Raw genomic sequence first — 17201 nt, forward strand, 5'->3', positions numbered from 1 at the left:
ACCTTATGAAAGGAAGGACTTTATGCCCCGTGGCTATGTCGCCCTGGTTTTACATGCCCATCTGCCTTATGTCCGGGATACAGAAGACGACTTTTCCCTGGCCGAAAAGTGGTTCCACGAGGCCATGACGGAAACGTATATCCCCTTGCTCCATGTGTGCCGGCGGTTGAACCGGGACGGGGTGCCGTATAAGTTGACCTTGTCCTTAAGTCCGCCGTTGACGGCCATGATGGCCGATTCATTGGTTCAGGAACATTACCGCCGTTACCTGGAGCGCTTGCGGGAGCTGGCCGCCCGTGAGGTATGGCGCACCAGGAACGATCCTAGTTTCCACCTGGTTGCCCGCATGTATCAAAATCTCTTTGAAGACATCTATCGTACTTACCTGGCCTACGGTGGCGACCTGATCAAGGCCTTCCGGGAACTCCAGGACAGCGGCAATGTAGAAATAATCACCTGCGCCGCCACCCACGGTTATCTCCCCTTGATCGGTTTGCAGCGAGAAGTGGTCCGGGCCCAGGTGGAGGTGGCCGTTAACAATCACCGCCGCCACTTCGGCCGCCCGCCGGCGGGCCTGTGGCTGCCCGAATGCGCCTATAATCCGGGAGATGACGCTATATTAAGGGATTACGGCATTAAATATTTCTTTGTCGACGCCCACGGCCTCCTCTACGCCACACCGCGGCCGCGCTACAGCATTTTTGCCCCGGTCTACACCCCAGCGGGCGTGGCTGCCTTCGGCCGCGACCTGGAATCCTCGGAACAGGTGTGGAGCGCCCAGGAAGGCTACCCCGGCGACTTCGATTACCGGGAGTTCTACCGGGATATCGGCTACGACCTGGATTACGAGTATATCAAACCTTACATTCATCCTTCCGGCCTGCGGGTGGATACCGGCATGAAATACTACCGCATCACCGGCAAATCCAACTATAAAGAGCCTTACGTACCAGAATGGGCAAGCTTCAAGGCCCATACCCATGCCGGCAACTTCCTTTTTAATCGCGAACACCAGATTAAATATTTATCCGAATATATGGACCGGCCGCCGATAGTTGTCTGTCCCTATGACGCCGAGCTCTTCGGGCACTGGTGGTTTGAGGGACCCCAATTTTTAGAATCCCTTTTCCGCCAGGTCGCCGGTCTCGCCCACCAACCCTTTATCTTCATCACCCCGAGCGAGTACCTGGAACGGTTCCCCGTTAACCAGCCGGCCACGCCCTGTATGTCCAGTTGGGGCAATAACGGTTACAACGAGGTGTGGCTGGAAGGGTCCAACGACTGGATTTACCGTCATCTCCACCATGCCGCCGACGAAATGATCCGCCTGGCCAACCGGTACCACGAAGCCGCTGGCCTGCTGCTCCGCGCCTTAAATCAGGCCGCCCGGGAATTACTGGTCGCCCAGAGTAGCGACTGGGCCTTCATTATGAAAACCGGCACCATGGTAGATTACGCCGTCCAGCGTACAAAAAGGCATCTGTTGAATTTCTGGGAGCTTGCCCAGGCAATAAAAAATAATGACCTGGACCAGGATAAAATCCAGGCCTTGGAGGAGGCCAACAATATTTTCCCCGATATAAATTACCGAGTTTTTGCCAGCAGATAATCAGCTAGCCGCGTTTAAGGGCACCTGGGCCGCCAAAGCAAGTTGCAGGCGTCTTTCTACCTCCGGCCAGTTGACCAACTGCCACCAGGCCTTGACATAATCGGCGCGCCGGTTCTGATAATCCAGGTAATAGGCGTGTTCCCACACATCAAGCACCAGGATGGGAATGCCGCCCCACTGGGTCAAATCCTGGTGCTTTTCCGCCGTCAAAATTTCCAGGCGGCTCCAGGCCGGTTGCCAGATCAGAATCGCCCAGCCGGAGCCTTCCACATCAATAGCCGCCTTTTCGAATTGTTCCTTGAAGGCCCTCATGCTGGCAAAATAATTAGTTATTTTCTCTAGCAGTAAACCACTTGGGCCACCTTTCCCCCAGGGGGTCATCACCGTCCAGTAGATGCTGTGCAGAATATGACCCGAACCGTGAAAAGCCAGCTCCCGCTCCCAGTGCTTCACCAGGGCAAAATCGCCTTGCTGGCGCGCTTCAATAAGCTTTAACTCCGCTTTATTGAGGCCCTCGACATAAGCCAGATGATGGCGGTCATGGTGGAGGCGCAGTTGCCTTTCGCTGATTAAAGGTTCTAAAGCATCATACGGGTAAGGCAGGGGCGGCAACTGGTGCCCGCCCGGAGGAACCGCCGGCCATGATGGCCAGAAATTCAGCATTTCGGCCATGCCCATTCCTCCCGGATCTCATTTCCTTATATTCTATGCATTCCCTCTAACGGACGGTTATCAAATACAAAGCTCTGCTCCTCTGCCAGGAAGTGGTCCTCCCATCCTGCCCGGCATAAGCCCCCTTCCCCTTTTTGCCGGTTGACATGGCAATAGTGGGGACAAACAGTTTAGGATTGCGGCGGCCAGCAGGTTATTATTTCTACCGACTCCTCACGTAAATTCTCAATACGATAGGAAACCAGGGCGGGAATAAAAAAGTAATCGCCGCGCTGAATAATAATCGTTGAGGCGTCAGCCGTTGCTTTCTCAGCCACCAGCCGCCCTTTTCCCTTAATGACTATCATATAATGGAAGGTACTATGGCCTTCAACCTCCCAATAAGATTCCACCTCGAGATAGCGTAGCGCAAAACAAGGGGTATCGGTATAACTGATTAACCATTGCTCCCGGCCTTGACCCGGCCGTTCTTTAATAAGGCGTGGTTTTAATTTGTATTTTCGCAGCGTTTCATCGACAGTCAATGGTTCAAAGCGGTAACATTCCAGGGATTGTTCCAATGTCAAGCCCTGGTAGGCGACTTCGTCGGTCATTACAATCTCACCAACATTTTTCTCGGCGCGAATAGTAATGTCCGTAGGCTCCTGGATTTCCAGGATTAAATTTCCCGGTCCAATGGCATGGGGTACCCCCGCTTCGATGAGATAAACATCGCCTGCCTGTACCGGCAGGCGATGCAGGCATTGCTCCAGGGCCGGTGAATTATTTCCCCGTACCGCTGCGACAAAATGTTCCCAGGAGACACCTTCGCGAAAGCCAAAAAGAATATAGGGGGGCGAACTATTAATCTCCCTGGTCGCCAGGACCAACCATGCTTCCGTTTTACCAAAGGGTGAATTAAAAAACTTCTGCGCCAGGCCCTTATCGGGATGGACTTGTATGGGGAGCCGCATTGCCGCGTCCAAAAGTTTAATTAAAATACCCGGATTGGGACCATATTTACGGTAATGCTCTTCCCCCAACAAGGCCGCCGGCGCCTGTTCCAGAAGACGCTTTAAGCTGGATCTTTCTCCCCCCGGCGTGATAATATAGCTTAACCCCTCGGTTCCCTGTCGGTCATGGCCAAGGTTACGAGCCAGAACAGTGGAACCGATCCAGTCTTCCGGAAAATGTCCGTCGGCCGGCCCCGGTTTGCCTAAAAATCGATCCAATAGCCGGCCGCCGGTGTACATCCGCCAGACCCGGTTTTCTGCCAGCCTTAAAGGCTGCTTCTTAAGCATCTTGCCCTTACCTCTCCAGAATAAGGGGTCGACTGACCTCTTGGTGTCCAATCATTATCTTTTCTACCGGCCACCATCCCGGCACTGAGGTTAAAAACTCCAGGCCACCTCCGCCCTTCACCAATACCGTGTCTTCACATTTGGTGCCCTGGACGGTAGGATTCCAGGCCAGCATCTGGTCGGGCTGGATGGTTTCTTCGTCTCCTTCCCCGGCCCGGTATTCCCGGGGCGCATAGCCAATGGCTCCTCCCTGGTGATGGCGCCGCCACTCGTCCGGGAAACCGGCGTTCGCATAAGCCTCCCGGCCCCGGTCAAAAATGAACCGGCTGCCGGTACCGGCTTTGCTGGCCTGCAAGAAGGCTGCTTCTACCTTCAGGGCCGCGTCATATAGACGGCGCAAATGATCTGGGAGCCGGCCAAAATAGACCGACCTCGTCAAAGCCAGGTGTAGACCGCCCTTTTCGCCCACCAGGCCGATAACGGCATATTTGTCCAGCTTTTTGTCCGTTGGTACAGGATGGCGGTGCTTGAAGGCACGTTCATCAGTACCTACCAGCAATACAGCCGGCCGTATACCATACTTGATGAGACGGTAAGATAGCTCGGCCTGGATCTCCCATTCTGTCATCCCCGGGCTTATATTAACGCAGGTGGCGGCCAGTTCCCGGGAACAAATGGCCCCTATTTCCCTGGCCCGGGCAATCTCCTCTTCTGTCAGGCTATAGCGGAGCCGGTTGAGATCGGCGCCCAGCACCGGCCAGTCGCCCATGGGTATATCGCTGCCGATCCTGCGGCTACCGACGAGGTCCGCAATGGCCTTTTCCCTGCTTTCATACCATTCATAGGTCCAGGGCTCAAAAGCCAGGTCGGGCACCTGCTCCTCCAGGAAACGCTCGATTTCATTTTTAGGGGCTACTATATACTTCCTGTCGCCCAGGATCACCAGGGCGGCGGCGCCCGTTTCCGACCCGGTCACGACACGGTTATTGCCGCCGGCTGTAAACCAGGAAAAATTGACGGCCCGGGAAAGGCAAAGACCATCCAGGCCCATCCTGGCCAATAATTCCCTGATACGCTGTTCTTTTTTAGCTACTTCATTTTGCTTGTTTGTCATTTTTCCACGCTCCTGCAAGCTTAATATCCATTTCGCTCTCTATAGTCGCAGTATGACGCATCTTCCATCAGAAATATAAAGGGAGCTATTCTGTAAGTTGCTATTCAAGCTGTGTATGGTTTATATCTACCCAGCCGCCTTTTTCGCCGGAAACCAGGGCAGCTTCTATCACTTCCTGGCAGCGGAAACCGTCGGCAAAGGTTGCCCCCCATGGAGCTACATCTGCCCCGGTTGCGATGCAGCGCAGGAAATGTTCAAGCATATGGATATGATAGTGCTCCCAACCTAGCCCGTGACCCCTGGGCCACCAGTAACGGGCATAATCATGGGCCTCGGGTTCGGTTACATGGATGGTACGCATCCCCTGGAGGTGTAAGGGATCGCTCTTGGTATAGAACTGCAGCTCATTCCCCCGTGAAAGTTCAAAGGCCAGTCCCCCCTCGCTGCCGTGGATTTCAATGCGCCACACGGTTTTATAACCGGTGGCCACCTTGCTGGCTTCCAGGGTGGCCATGGCGCCATTGGTCAGTTTGAGCCACAGCATTGAGGCGTCTTCAACATCTACCGGGCAATTATCCCCGTTGGGACCGGGCCTTTGGGAAATAAAAGTATGGTTCCAGGCCATGACCGCATTAATTTCTGTCTGCAAGAGAAAGCGCAAGATATCTATGGCGTGGGAATTTAAATCTCCCAGCACGCCGGAGCCGGCTCGTTCTTTATTCAGGCGCCAAAAAAAGGGAGCCGTCGGATCGGACAGGCGGTCGAGCAGGTAAGCAGAACGAAAGTGATATATTCTCCCCAAACACCCTTCAGCAATAATCCGCCGCGCCAGGCGGAGGGCAGGAACGAAGCGGTAATTAAAGGCCACCAGGTGTTTCGTACCTTTCTCTTCTGCTTCCCTGGCCGCCCGGTACATCCTCCAGGCTTCAGCCAGGTTTAAGGCCATGGGTTTTTCGACGATGACGTGCTTGCCGGCTTTAAGGGCGGCAATGCAGGGCTCACAGTGAATATCATTGGAGCCGGTATTATCGAAGATTTGTATCCTATCGTCGGCAATCATTTCCCGCCAGTCGGTGGTCCATTTTTGATACCTGTAGCGGGCGGCGGTCTCCCGGACATTGGCCTTATCGCGGCCGCAGATAGCCACCAGCTCCGGTTCCACCGGAAAGGGGTAAAAAATATAGGGTATCTTTTTAAATGCGTTGGTATGGGCTTTACCCATAAAACCGTATCCCAACATACCAATACCAAATTTAACTGGCATCATCGCCCTTCCTCCCGTCAGTATTTGGAACCGGATCTGCTCGGCCGGCGCAAACCCGCCACAAACCCGAAAATAACTATAAGCCAGGAAAAGATATTATAAGGTGTAGTTTGAAAGGCCCCAACCCCCAGGGTACCAAGAACGATAAAATTTAAATTCGTCCAGGGTACCAGGGCAGCTACAGCAAAGGAACCTTCCACCAGGTCACGGGAAAGGTGCTCCGGCCCGTAGCCCGCCTCCTTGTACCGTTCTTTGAGCCACAGGGAAGGCACCAGTACCGCCGGGATTATGGCGCAGGTTAGGATCGACATTAAAACGCCCAGCAAAGTACCGGTAGCGCATATCCTGCCTCTTAGCAACTTCACGTTAGCCAGTTTTCCCAACAACAACTCCAGCACCCCTATGTGCTGTAATACGGTGGCCCAGGCCGAAGCCAGGAGAATTAACTCAATAATATTACCGAAACCGATTATACCGCCTTTATTGAGCATAGCAGCCAATTGGTTACCGGCAGGAACGGTATAGCCGTTACTCATAAATCTAATTACATCCCTAAAATTTACTCTCTGAAAAAGCATGGATATTGCTGCTGATAACAATAAATTTATTCCCAATGCCGGTACCAACGGCACCCGCAAAATGATCAAGAGAAACAGCAAGACCACAGGCGTAAACAACAAGGGGCTGATGACAAAAAGTTTTTCCAGCTCGGTCAATAATCCTGTCGTTGCTAAATCGTTCGTCTTTCCCGTCTGGAAAATGCCGTATACGCCGTAAAACAACATGCTGATAACCAGGGCCGGTACCACCCGGCGGGCAAACAGTTTTACCAGCTCAGGCAAACTGCCACCATTGGCACTGATAGCCATTGCCGAAAGGTCGCTTAAAGGCGAAACAATGTGTCCCGCTATACCCCCGGTCGTAACTGCCCCGGCAGTGATGGGTACAGGTATCCCCAGACCATAGCCAATAGCCAGCAAGGCCATCCCTATAGTTCCGAAGGCACCAGCATCGGATCCGGTGGCCAGGGCCATCAAAAAGGTTAACAGGCATGCTTCCGCCAGGAAAAACCGTGGCGACAACCATTGGAGGCCATAGTATATAAAGGTGGGGATAATACCCGCCGCGATCCAAATGCCAATGGTGGCGCCAATTAAGATAACGATCAATAAGGCAAAGCAACACTGGCCCATGCCCTGTAAGGCAGCCTGCTCGATTTCCGGCCACCTGTAGCCGCAACGCCGGCCAACAACACCGGCTAAAAAAATACCTAACAAAAAGGGAATTTGTAACGGCAAGCCCATAAGGCTTGCCGTTATTAACGCTAATATCGCCGGTATCGTGGCTCCCAGTGCTGCCGGAAGACTCACTTCTCTTTTTGTGGTTCCTACCATGAACTTTTCAGCCCTTAAATCTCAACTATCTCTAATTCTAAAAGTCGGGCAAACTCCCGCATTTCTTTTGTAAAATCGCCATAGGTTAAAACATAATGATGTTCAAATCCTTTATTAATAAGTGTGTCCAAGGCCTGACTTACTGGCGTTTCTAGACGCACAGGTAAAGTATTACCACTAAATAACAACGGCGCCTGAAGACCCGTTCCTTTGCCTAACAATAACCTCAGCTTGCCATTCTTGTCGGGGCTCAGCCGGCTGATGGTTACTTGCCCTTCCCGTAAAGGGAAATACAGGGATAGCGGGATCTTGCGATTTGGATGTACTCCAGCTGTAGCCCTAGCATTGGTGGCAATTAAAGACCGGGGTGCCGCTCCGCAGTGCCAAAAGGTCAATTCATTCTTTTCTTCGTCCCCAATTACCAGGTCTGCCAAGAAAATGGCTTGACCCGACCAATACTGCCCCAAGAGCATGGTCGCAGCACCGTTAACATCGGCTTCACAGGCGGCTACTATTCCGTCATCATTCAGTTTTCCAAGAGAAAAACAAGCCGCCCCTCCATAAGTAACCATAAAATCGGGCCAGCATTCTACCGCTACGGCATCGAGGGATTTGTCAGCTACTATTTTCTTCAAAGCCAGGTACGCGCGCAGGGATTTTTGCGCTGCCACGGCGTCAACTTGATCGTAGCCTGCCAAGCCGACAGTCAAGGCGGGTTCATCAATCAGGTTTATTTCATTAGCAAGGCTAAAAACTTCCGCAAGGGAAATGTATTCTACAGCCACTCCTAAAGTACTGTATAAATCCAGTTCGTTGAAATTAGAGGTATAATACCCTGGCGGGCGGTGGCCCACCAGACCGATACGCTTGCCCTTAAGCCATTTCATGGCACCGGCGGCCCTAATAAAGGCCAGGACTTCCTGTTCTACTTTGGGTGAGCCCGGGTTACCATAAACTCCCTTGAACTTCTTCCCGGCAGCATTTAATGCATGGGCACCTAAATTCAGCCCGCAGAAAGAGTTTAGACGCAAGCGCTCGCCGGTAGGTTCTTCTTTTACGGCCCAGATTAGTAAAGGTAAATCAACGTTTCCGGCCAGGTTAAGGATTAAGGAGGCATCGGTAAAAGTTCCCTGAACGGCAATGATGGCCGTCAGGTCCATTTCCTTGAGTTTCCGAGCTGCAGCGATTGCTTCCTGGGGTATGGTTACCGGCGCCTCGATGGTTTCCGCAGCAATTCCTGCTTCCTGTAAAGTTTTTTTAACACCCACGAAAAATTCATTGGCCAGCGGCATGTCAAAAAACGGCCGGCCCAGCATTACCAAACCTACTTTTGGAGCTATTCTAACCAATGAGCAACACCCTTTCGCCTTAAACCTTTAATTTTAACTTTAATAAACTCCATATTCCTGTAGGGCTTCCCACATAGCCATGATGTTTTCCGGCGGAACATCCGGTTGAATATTGTGTACCGTATTGAAGATAAAACCGCCACCCGGTGCAAGATCATCAATTCGCCGGCGAACTTCATCTTTTATTTCTTCCGGTTTACCATGGGGAAGAATTGTTTGCGTTTCAATACCTCCACCCCAGAAGCAAACATCCTTACCAAATTCCCGTTTTAGCTTAGCCGTATCATCCATCCCTGCTGCACTTAATTGAATAGGATTTAAAATATCGATCCCTACTTCAATAAAATCAGGTATCAATTCTCTTATTGCCCCGCAGGAATGAAAGAATATCTTAACCGGCGCCAAGCTTTTTATAAAGCCATATAAATCTTTTTGCCTGGGCTTAACGTATTTTCGATACAGGTCTGGTGATATAAGCAAGGAGTATTGGGTACCCAGGTCTTCACCTTGCTGGACAATATCAATATAGCCGCCGCATTTTGTTAACATGTTGTACCAGTACTGCTTTTTATTTTCAATAATCTTATCCATCACCGCGCATACCATATCAGGATTAAGAATTAAACCCATTAAAAACTTTTCCATCCCAAGTAAACGGGCGGCAGTTTCCGTAAACCCAGGGCAAATGTCCTGGGCTACTATGGCACATCCCGTTTTTTCGGCTATAACCTTTAGTTCCTCAGCTAATCCTTGATACCGTTCCGGTTCATTAAAATCGGGCCAAGGAAATTCTTCAACATCTTGCACTATCTCCACATGTTTTAAGGGGTTAGACATGGCATCATAATAAAAGCCATTTACTTTAGGCATTTGCCATAAAACTTGCCACTCATCATTAAAACTAAAATAATTTCCGTCCTCGGTTATTGAGGTAGGCGGCAGGCGTCGCGTTATTGGACGTGTATCTATTCTTAAACAATTGACTACGTCGTCTTCTACCAACGCCAGTTGTTGAATTGGATCATATAACTTGCCAGAACCAACTTGCAAACCTAAATGCTGTCGTAAACGCTGGTAAGCAAGGATATGAATACCCGTAACCCCTGATGAACCCAGATCAAAGGGTACCCGATCGGGTTCTTTATGATTAAGGGCCGTTAAGACCCTTTCTCTCCCTGTCACTCTTTATTTCCTCCTCTTTGCTTTACCCTTTGACGGCGCCGCCGGTAAGGCCTTCAACTAGATAACGTTGCAGTAAGACAAAGAGAATAAGGACTGGTAGGGTGGTGATAAAAGAGGCAGCCATCATGCCACTCCAGTCATGCTTAAATTGCCCGGTAAAAGCTAAAACCATCCCTGCCGGTAGAGTTTTCATCATTATATCGTTGGTAAGGGTCAAAGGAAACAGCAGGTTATTCCAGGCGTCTAAAAAGGCAAAAATACCTGTCGCTACTATTCCGGGAATCGTCAAGGGAAGAACGACTGTCCACATGGCTTTTAGCCTACTGCAACCATCTACCATGGCAGCCTGTTCGATTTCTACCGGCACTGAATCGATAAAACCTTTAATCATCCAGATTCCAAAGGGAAGGGCAAAGGATGTAAAGGCAATTACCATTCCCGTATACGTATTAAGAAGGTGCGCCTTGACATATAAGAGATATAAAGGAGCCAGCATAACGACCAGGGGAAACATTTGCGTTACCAAAACACTCACCAAAATCTGGTCCCGAAAACGAAATTTAAGCCTTGACAAGGCATAACCTGCTAAAGTTGCAAGGACAATGGTAATCAAAACGGTTAATAAAGCCGTTATCAGGCTGTTGAAGAAAAACCTTCCTATCGGCGATATGCCGGTAGTTAAGGCAGTATAGTTCTCCAAGGTCGGTTTTAAAGGCCAGAAATCTGGTGGCACTTTAAAGACATCCATGTTGGTTTTTAATGACGTTACCAGCATCCAGTAAATCGGGAAAAGCGACCAACCTAAGATAACTATTACCGTTCCCCATACACTTAATGTCCAGCCTAAAGAAAAGCGACGCCGAAACATGAACTTATCCTCCCGCGTTAACTTAATATTTACCCATGTACTTGTTTATAAAGCATCTTTACATAAATCATAGATACAATCAATAAAACTGCACACCAAACGATACCTACCGCTGAGGCATAACCAAGATTAAACTGTTCAAAAGCCAGACGATAAATATAGATAACTAAGGTAGTTGTTGAAAAAACGGGTCCTCCCCCTGTCATTGTGTAGATGATCGGGAAGTTGTTGAAATTGCGAATTACCATTAGCAGGCTTGTAATTACCAGGATCCCCCTTAAATAAGGCAAGGTTACATGAATAAATTCCTGCCAACGGCTCGCTCCTTCTACAATGGCGGCTTCTTTGACATCCATAGGAATTGCCTTCAAACCTGCTGTAAACATTAAGATATAAAAGGGTACTTGGTTCCAGATGTTGGCCACGATGACAGCGATCATCGCCAAATGTTCATCCATTAGCCAAGGGAGAAATTCCTTAATAATGCCGGCGTGTTTGAGAATAACATTGGCTATCCCGACTTCAACATCAAAAATTAACATAAAGAGAAAACCAACTACAACTCCGGGAATAATCCATGGCACCAATACCACACCGCGAAGGCCGGCAAATCGCTCTGGCAGCTGATCAATGGCAATGGCTCCGATTAAACCGATCACTAAACTTACAACAACTGAAACCCCCGTAAAGATCAGTGTATTTTTAAAGGCTAACCAGAAGGTATCATCATGCAGCATATTTTTGTAATTTGTTAGTAGATTAAATTCTATTTCGTTCGGTTTAGTCAACTCATAATGAAAAAGGGAAAGAAAGGATGAACTAATTAGTGGATAAAGGATGACTATACTTAAAACAAAAATAGCTGGAAATACTAAAAGGAAGGGGAGAGGCAAGCGGAGCCATCCCCGCTTGCCTTCTTCTTCGTTTAATTCTTTACCAATTTTCTTATTTACCATTAATGATACCCTCCAGCTTTGTTTGGACGTTATTTAATATCTCAGGAATTGGCTTATTAGTAGTAATTACCTCTTGCATACCTGCCATGACTACTGTTGCTATTTTAGAATAATTAGGTCCGTATGGTAACCTTACTTCCGCCGGAACAATTTTTTCGATAAAGGCTTTTCTGGCCGGGTCACTAAACTCTTTTGGGAATCTTTGTACCGCACTTTGAACGGTTGGTAAAAACCCTAACGGTATAACATAAGTTTTTATTGAAAAATCGCTTCGTGCCAAGAATTCGGCAAACTTAGCCGCGGCTTCCTTATGCTTGGAAGCTTTGAATATGGCCAAATTATGATCGTCAGGTGCAGAATAAGGCTTTTTGTCGGCACCTACAGGTAAGGTCGTTACTCCCCAGGTTTCATAGAATTTTTCATCGGTGATTGATTTATCAAAGCTCTGGACTATTCCTTTAAAGGATGGGCCATCAAAGCCAAATACTAAACGATTCTGGGCTGCCAGGGGCCGGAATTCACCAAATTTTTTACCCGGCAGGGTATAACCCTTCTGTACCAGCATGCGTAACCACTCAGCATAGGGTCCCATTTTATTAGCCTGGACTTTATCACCATCAACGGGTACTGTGCCGAAGGCACTCATAAATGACCATTCGTGGGATAGTCCCAATGTGCGAATTGTTGTATCGATTTGGAGCGGAACAACATCGTTAGGTAACTTTTGTTTTATTATTTCCATAGCTTTTGTAAGCTCATCTATTGTCTGCGGCGGATTATTTGGATCCAATCCAGCCTGCTGCAAAAGCTTCTTATTATACCAGAAGCCAAGGGGATGGCCTACCCAAGGTATAAGATAATGTTTTCCCTCATACATACCAAAATCATATAGTTTTTTATTTACATCATCTAAGAATTCCTTGGAAAGCAAATTGTCATTTGGCTCCAAAGCTCCCATTGCGGCAAGACTTATCCCTACGTCAAAGTGTACTTGGGCAATATCAGGTGCATTCCCACCAGTGGTCATAATAGTTAGCTGATTTAATTGTTCCCCCACAGGTATTGGTACATTCTTAACTTTAATTCCAGGATTTTGTTTTTCAAATTCTTTTATTACATCCAACATTTGTTGTTTAGTTGCTTCTTCCGCCGTAGCCCAATTAACGAAGGTGATTTCTACCGTGCCTTGGGAATCACTACTTTTTTGCCCTGAACTCCCACCGCCGCATGCCGTAAGAATCATAGCAACTAATACCAGCACCAGCGTCAAAGGGACCCATTTCTTTTTTAGCATCACTTAATATTGACCTCCTAATTAATTCTTTCCTTAAATTTACTGGCCAACGCTAAAATCAATAATACATTTGCCACTCTGCGCGTCAAATAAATGTAAATTGCCTTGCCAAGCTTTAACTTTAATAGCCGCCCCCATTTGCGGAGCTTTCTCAAAGCCGCTCGTTTTAATAACAACCTCCTCTTTACCTGACGTTCTAGCGTGAATTATTGTTTCTGATCCTATATTCTCCACCACCTCCACTTCGCAGGGGATGCAAGCCCCCTTATCATCATTATTTACTATGGTCAAACTTTCGGGACGAATGCCTAAGATAACTTCTTGGCTTGCCATTATAGGCACCTTTGTAGTCGGTAGGTTCAGAGTAAATCCCTGGGTCTTAAACAAAACTTTGCCGTTCTGTTGTTCAATCACACCCTTTAAAAAATTCATCGGCGGCGATCCTATAAACCCGGCTACAAAGATATTGCCCGGATTATTATAAATTTCCTTTGGCGTCCCGACTTGTTGGACAATCCCGTCCTTCATGACAACAATCCGCATGCCCATGGTCATGGCTTCGGTCTGATCATGGGTTACATAAACAACTGTTGTTTTTAGCCGCTGGTGAAGCTTTATTAACTCGGCCCTCATCTGCACCCGCAGCTTGGCATCGAGGTTACTCAGCGGCTCATCCATAAGAAACACCTGGGGATGGCGGACGATGGCTCGACCAAGGGCTACCCGTTGCCGCTGGCCGCCGGAAAGCTGCTTGGGATATCTGTCTAAAAGGTGGGCTATACCTAAAATCTCAGCCGCTTCTTTGACGCGGACTTCGATTTCTTGTTTTGGTACTTTACGTAGCCGCAGGCCGAAGGCCATATTATCGAAAACTTTCATATGGGGATAAAGAGCGTAGTTCTGAAAAACCATAGCAATATCCCGATCTTTGGGTTCCAGATGGGTTACCTTACGTTCGCCGATGTAAATATCTCCTTCTGTTGGTGTTTCCAGGCCGGCAATCATACGCAGGGTGGTACTTTTACCACATCCGGAAGGGCCTACGAGGACTAAAAATTCCCCGTCTTTAATTTCTAAATCGGTTTTGGCGACCGCCGTGGTGTTGCCGAATACCTTAGTTACTCCTACAAGTCTGACTTCAGCCAAGGTAAGTCCTCCCTCCACAGACAACACACGAAGATTTATTGGTGGCTCTTAAATCAGCCGGCCATAAAACCGGTTCGATTTCTCCTACAAGTGGTTTTATCCATTCTACAAATTCCGGGGTTACCCGTTTATTAACCCGGTCGTAGTAGTTCAAAGGTAATTGTTTTTCTATCCCGGCTACCCGTTCCAGGGGAGTAAAACCGGTTTCCGAGTAATCCCCTTGCCTGACGAGGGTTACCATTTGCCCTCCTCCTTCCGCAACGGCCAGCCGTACGGCCGCCCGACCCACGCGGTAGGCTTCCTCCTCATCAACCGGCGATACGCAGGCGGCAAAACTTCTCTGATTCATTCCCAGGATCTGTGCCCGAGCCCGCACTCCGAGCCTTTCGTTAACCAGCCGCGCCAAGTATTCGGCCGCCCCCGTCCGTACCGCATGACATCCCGAATCGCTCATGCCGGCAAAAGGTATGTCACCCATAGGTTCTCCCTTTTTATTTCGTAATCCCTCACCGATGACAGCCAATACATAACCTTGTTTTTTATATACCTTTTCAATATGAGCGATAAATTCGTCTTCATCAATAGGTACTTCCGGGATGAAGAGGGGATTAATGGTCGCGGTGGGGTCTGTGGCCAGAAATGAAGCGGCGGCAAGCCAACCAACCATACGGCCCATAGTTTCGATGATCCGCACTTGTTCAAAACGCCGCATGGCCTGCAGGTCCAAAACCTGGTCCCGCACCGACAGGGCGACATAACGAGCCGCACTGCCGTAACCGGGGGCATGGTCGGTTACCTCCAGGTCGTTATCAACGGTCTTTGGTACACCCACCACTTCTATCGCCACATTTTCCTGGCGACACATATCTTGCATTCGCAGGCAAGTATCCATGGTGCCGTTACCGCCAATAAATAGAAAATAATGGCAATCATTGGCTTTTAAAAATTTAATAACTTTAAGTATATCTTCATCTGTAAGAGGATATCGGCTTCCGCCCAGGATAGCCGCCGGTGTATGCCGCAGTTTATCCAGCTCATCCCTTCTTAGATTGCTAAGCTCGACGAATTCACCCCTTAAAGCACCTTCCAGGCCATGGAACAGCCCGTATACCCGCCCCACCTGCGGCTGGTACCCGGCCTCGGCGACGATCCCTGCCAAGGTGCTGTTAATTACCGACGTAGGGCCACCTGATTGGGCTACAAACAACGACTTCTGCTTCATATTAAATTACCACTCACTCCGTCTATTTTAATAATGGGAAGCAATGAAAACGGTAAAGAGCTTAAATTTTACGGCAGCAAGACACCTTCGAAGTTATTATTGGACGGGTACAAAAAGACGCGGTACTTATAGCGGTCGGCCCGGTAAATGTTGATGGAAAGCTCAACAGGGCGGTCACCGGCATAGGCGAGGCGTTCCATGACAAGTACAGGGAATCCTACCCTTACGTCCAGCAGTTGGGCTTCCTTTTTGCGGGCCACACTGGCGGCAATGGTCTGCTCGGCCCTGGTGAGGGTCAGGCCCAATTCCCTGGTTGCAATTTCATATAGCGCTTCTTTACCCAGGTCGAATTCGGCCATACGCCGGCCGTATTCATAGGGCCAGTAACTGCGCAAATAAACCACGGGTTTACCGTTTAATTTCTGGAGCCTTTCCACCAGGAACATCTTCTGGTTGCCAAAAACACTAAGGCCCGGCGTCTTTTCCAGTTCTCGCGGGGTAATTTCTACCGGACGGAGATCAAGAACGTCGGCGCTTGGAGTGAAACCGTGGCGGCGCATTTCTTCAAAAAATCCCGTCAGCCGGCCTAGGGTCTCTTCAACGTGTTCCTTTTTTACGAAGGTACCCTTTCCAGGTTTGCGCTCCAGCCATCCTTCCTGCACCAGCTGGGCAACCGCCCGGCGGACGGTGGTGCTGCTCACGCCGTACTTCTCCATCAATTCTTTATCGGTGGGAAAAAGATCGCCTACGCTCCATCTGCCATTTTTAATGGCTTCGCGCAGGTCGTTGGTAATCTGATAATGTAGCGGTAGGGGTTCGTTTTTATTGAAAACCATTTAAGAGTTTCCCCAATCACTTTGTAATATTATATATTTGCGTCTTTACACTTTAATTATATTTTGTTAGTATTATTTCGTCAAGTGAATTTTTAACGGGAGGTTAAAAAAATGTTAACATCAGCCACTGAGTTATTAAACCGCGCCCAAAGGGGAAACTATGCCGTTGCCGCCTTTAATTTTCACAACCTGGAAATATTGCAGGCCATAATCGAAACCGCAGAAGCCGAAAAAGCCCCTGTTATCCTGCAAATTACACCTACTTATTTAGAGAAAATCGGGGCCGTTGCTGCAGCCGCCATGGCCCGGGGAGCGGCGACCGCCGCTAAAGTACCAGTTGCCCTACACTTGGACCACAGCGACAGTATTAAATGGGTTATCTGGGCACTGACCCACGGCTTTACCTCGGTTATGATTGATGCTTCTAAATTACCCCTGGCGGAAAATATCGAAATCTCGCGGCAGGTGGCCGAAGCCGCCCATGCCGTCGGCGCTACCGCCGAGGCTGAGCTGGGGCATATCGGCGGGGTGGAGGATTCCGTCGATCGAGGTAGCAAAAACGCCGGCCTCGCCGATCCTGATGAAGCGGTACGGTTGGTGCAGGAAAGCGGGATCGACGCCCTGGCCCCCGCTTTGGGAACGGCCCACGGTTTATATACTTCCGAGCCGAAAATCGATTTTGATCGCTTGAGAAAAATTCGGGAACGAGTTCCAATCCCCCTCGTCCTCCACGGCGGTTCAGGCATACCTGATAATATGATCCGGGAAGCCATCGCCGGTGGAATTAACAAAGTTAATATCGGTACGGAATTAAAAGTCGCTTGGGCAGTAGCTGTGGCAGAAGTGCTGACGGCTGGAGAAAAAGAGCCCTGGAAGATAGCGGTAAAGGTCCGTGAGGCCGTAGGGAAAGTGGTAAGGCAAAAAATATGGCTATGCGGGTGCGGTGGAAAAGGGTAAAAAGTGGAAATAAACACGGATTCACAGACGAGTGCGTAATAACTTAGCATAAAGTCTT

15 protein-coding genes are annotated in these 17201 nt (G+C 49.1%); 2 read left to right on the top strand and 13 right to left on the bottom strand.

Annotated elements, in window-relative coordinates; translation table 11 throughout:
* Positions 1-22: 22 nt before the first annotated feature.
* The gene (locus tag MHFGQ_RS10510) at positions 23-1609 is read left to right on the top strand and encodes a glycoside hydrolase family 57 protein (protein WP_106006598.1); all 1587 of its coding nucleotides are present in this window, start codon (positions 23-25) and stop codon (positions 1607-1609) included.
* Here MHFGQ_RS10510 and MHFGQ_RS10515 read toward each other — a convergent pair whose 3' ends face one another.
* The 13 genes from MHFGQ_RS10515 to MHFGQ_RS10575 all read right to left on the bottom strand — a co-directional run bounded on the left by MHFGQ_RS10515 (position 1610) and on the right by MHFGQ_RS10575 (position 16186).
* Positions 1610-2281 carry a superoxide dismutase gene (locus tag MHFGQ_RS10515; RefSeq protein WP_106006597.1) on the bottom strand — a complete coding sequence of 224 codons (672 nt, stop codon included), beginning with the start codon at positions 2279-2281 and terminating at the stop codon, positions 1610-1612.
* Positions 2282-2451: 170 nt separating this feature from the next.
* Positions 2452-3561 carry a type I phosphomannose isomerase catalytic subunit gene (locus tag MHFGQ_RS10520; RefSeq protein ID WP_106006596.1) on the bottom strand — a complete coding sequence of 370 codons (1110 nt, stop codon included), beginning with the start codon at positions 3559-3561 and terminating at the stop codon, positions 2452-2454.
* A 7-nt stretch (positions 3562-3568) separates the two neighbouring features.
* Complete coding sequence (locus tag MHFGQ_RS10525) at positions 3569-4675, bottom strand: M24 family metallopeptidase (RefSeq protein WP_106006595.1); 1107 nt, start codon at positions 4673-4675, stop codon at positions 3569-3571.
* A gap of 100 nt (positions 4676-4775) precedes the next feature.
* Positions 4776-5942: a Gfo/Idh/MocA family protein gene (locus MHFGQ_RS10530; RefSeq protein ID WP_106006594.1), complete on the bottom strand. Its 1167-nt coding sequence runs from the start codon at positions 5940-5942 to the stop codon at positions 4776-4778.
* A 14-nt stretch (positions 5943-5956) separates the two neighbouring features.
* Positions 5957-7333: a Na+/H+ antiporter NhaC family protein gene (locus MHFGQ_RS10535; RefSeq protein WP_106006593.1), complete on the bottom strand. Its 1377-nt coding sequence runs from the start codon at positions 7331-7333 to the stop codon at positions 5957-5959.
* Positions 7334-7347: 14 nt separating this feature from the next.
* Positions 7348-8649, bottom strand: a complete 1302-nt coding sequence (locus tag MHFGQ_RS10540) for an L-fucose/L-arabinose isomerase family protein (protein ID WP_211292956.1) — start codon at positions 8647-8649, stop codon at positions 7348-7350.
* 72 nt (positions 8650-8721) lie between these two features.
* Positions 8722-9864, bottom strand: a complete 1143-nt coding sequence (locus MHFGQ_RS10545) for a uroporphyrinogen decarboxylase family protein (protein WP_106006591.1) — start codon at positions 9862-9864, stop codon at positions 8722-8724.
* A gap of 22 nt (positions 9865-9886) precedes the next feature.
* Complete coding sequence (locus MHFGQ_RS10550; protein WP_106006590.1) at positions 9887-10732, bottom strand: carbohydrate ABC transporter permease; 846 nt, start codon at positions 10730-10732, stop codon at positions 9887-9889.
* Positions 10733-10761: 29 nt separating this feature from the next.
* Positions 10762-11688, bottom strand: a complete 927-nt coding sequence (locus MHFGQ_RS10555; RefSeq protein WP_106006589.1) for a carbohydrate ABC transporter permease — start codon at positions 11686-11688, stop codon at positions 10762-10764.
* Positions 11678-12982 (bottom strand): ABC transporter substrate-binding protein, encoded by a 1305-nt coding sequence (locus tag MHFGQ_RS10560; RefSeq protein ID WP_106006588.1) that lies wholly within the window; start codon positions 12980-12982, stop codon positions 11678-11680. The genes MHFGQ_RS10555 and MHFGQ_RS10560 overlap by 11 nt, the downstream gene beginning before the upstream one ends.
* Before the next feature lie 39 nt (positions 12983-13021).
* A complete protein-coding gene (locus MHFGQ_RS10565) occupies positions 13022-14128 on the bottom strand; it encodes an ABC transporter ATP-binding protein (RefSeq protein WP_106006587.1) in 1107 nt (368 codons plus the stop codon).
* A complete protein-coding gene (locus tag MHFGQ_RS10570; RefSeq protein ID WP_106006586.1) occupies positions 14121-15350 on the bottom strand; it encodes a diphosphate--fructose-6-phosphate 1-phosphotransferase in 1230 nt (409 codons plus the stop codon). Before MHFGQ_RS10570 ends, MHFGQ_RS10565 begins: the two co-directional genes overlap by 8 nt.
* Positions 15351-15418: 68 nt before the next feature.
* Positions 15419-16186: a GntR family transcriptional regulator gene (locus MHFGQ_RS10575; RefSeq protein ID WP_106006585.1), complete on the bottom strand. Its 768-nt coding sequence runs from the start codon at positions 16184-16186 to the stop codon at positions 15419-15421.
* Between the two features lie 111 nt (positions 16187-16297).
* Here MHFGQ_RS10575 and MHFGQ_RS10580 point away from each other — a divergent pair, with 111 nt between their 5' ends.
* Positions 16298-17143 carry a class II fructose-bisphosphate aldolase gene (locus MHFGQ_RS10580; protein WP_106006584.1) on the top strand — a complete coding sequence of 282 codons (846 nt, stop codon included), beginning with the start codon at positions 16298-16300 and terminating at the stop codon, positions 17141-17143.
* Positions 17144-17201 lie beyond the last annotated feature (58 nt).

The organism is Moorella humiferrea, assembly GCF_039233145.1.
Classification (GTDB): domain Bacteria; phylum Bacillota; class DSM-521; order Neomoorellales; family Neomoorellaceae; genus Neomoorella; species Neomoorella humiferrea.

What these genes read in the sequence shown, in the direction of transcription:
- MHFGQ_RS10515 (WP_106006597.1), bottom strand. Translation starts at nt 2,281, where the DNA reads ATGGCCGAAATGCTGAATTTCTGGCCATCATGGCCGGCGGTTCCTCCG.
- MHFGQ_RS10575 (WP_106006585.1), bottom strand. Translation starts at nt 16,186, where the DNA reads ATGGTTTTCAATAAAAACGAACCCCTACCGCTACATTATCAGATTACC.
- MHFGQ_RS10535 (WP_106006593.1), bottom strand. Translation starts at nt 7,333, where the DNA reads ATGGTAGGAACCACAAAAAGAGAAGTGAGTCTTCCGGCAGCACTGGGA.
- MHFGQ_RS10570 (WP_106006586.1), bottom strand. Translation starts at nt 15,350, where the DNA reads ATGAAGCAGAAGTCGTTGTTTGTAGCCCAATCAGGTGGCCCTACGTCG.
- MHFGQ_RS10520 (WP_106006596.1), bottom strand. Translation starts at nt 3,561, where the DNA reads ATGCTTAAGAAGCAGCCTTTAAGGCTGGCAGAAAACCGGGTCTGGCGG.
- MHFGQ_RS10580 (WP_106006584.1), top strand. Translation starts at nt 16,298, where the DNA reads ATGTTAACATCAGCCACTGAGTTATTAAACCGCGCCCAAAGGGGAAAC.
- MHFGQ_RS10530 (WP_106006594.1), bottom strand. Translation starts at nt 5,942, where the DNA reads ATGATGCCAGTTAAATTTGGTATTGGTATGTTGGGATACGGTTTTATG.
- MHFGQ_RS10550 (WP_106006590.1), bottom strand. Translation starts at nt 10,732, where the DNA reads ATGTTTCGGCGTCGCTTTTCTTTAGGCTGGACATTAAGTGTATGGGGA.
- MHFGQ_RS10525 (WP_106006595.1), bottom strand. Translation starts at nt 4,675, where the DNA reads ATGACAAACAAGCAAAATGAAGTAGCTAAAAAAGAACAGCGTATCAGG.
- MHFGQ_RS10555 (WP_106006589.1), bottom strand. Translation starts at nt 11,688, where the DNA reads ATGGTAAATAAGAAAATTGGTAAAGAATTAAACGAAGAAGAAGGCAAG.
- MHFGQ_RS10540 (WP_211292956.1), bottom strand. Translation starts at nt 8,649, where the DNA reads ATGCTGGGCCGGCCGTTTTTTGACATGCCGCTGGCCAATGAATTTTTC.
- MHFGQ_RS10560 (WP_106006588.1), bottom strand. Translation starts at nt 12,982, where the DNA reads ATGCTAAAAAAGAAATGGGTCCCTTTGACGCTGGTGCTGGTATTAGTT.
- MHFGQ_RS10510 (WP_106006598.1), top strand. Translation starts at nt 23, where the DNA reads ATGCCCCGTGGCTATGTCGCCCTGGTTTTACATGCCCATCTGCCTTAT.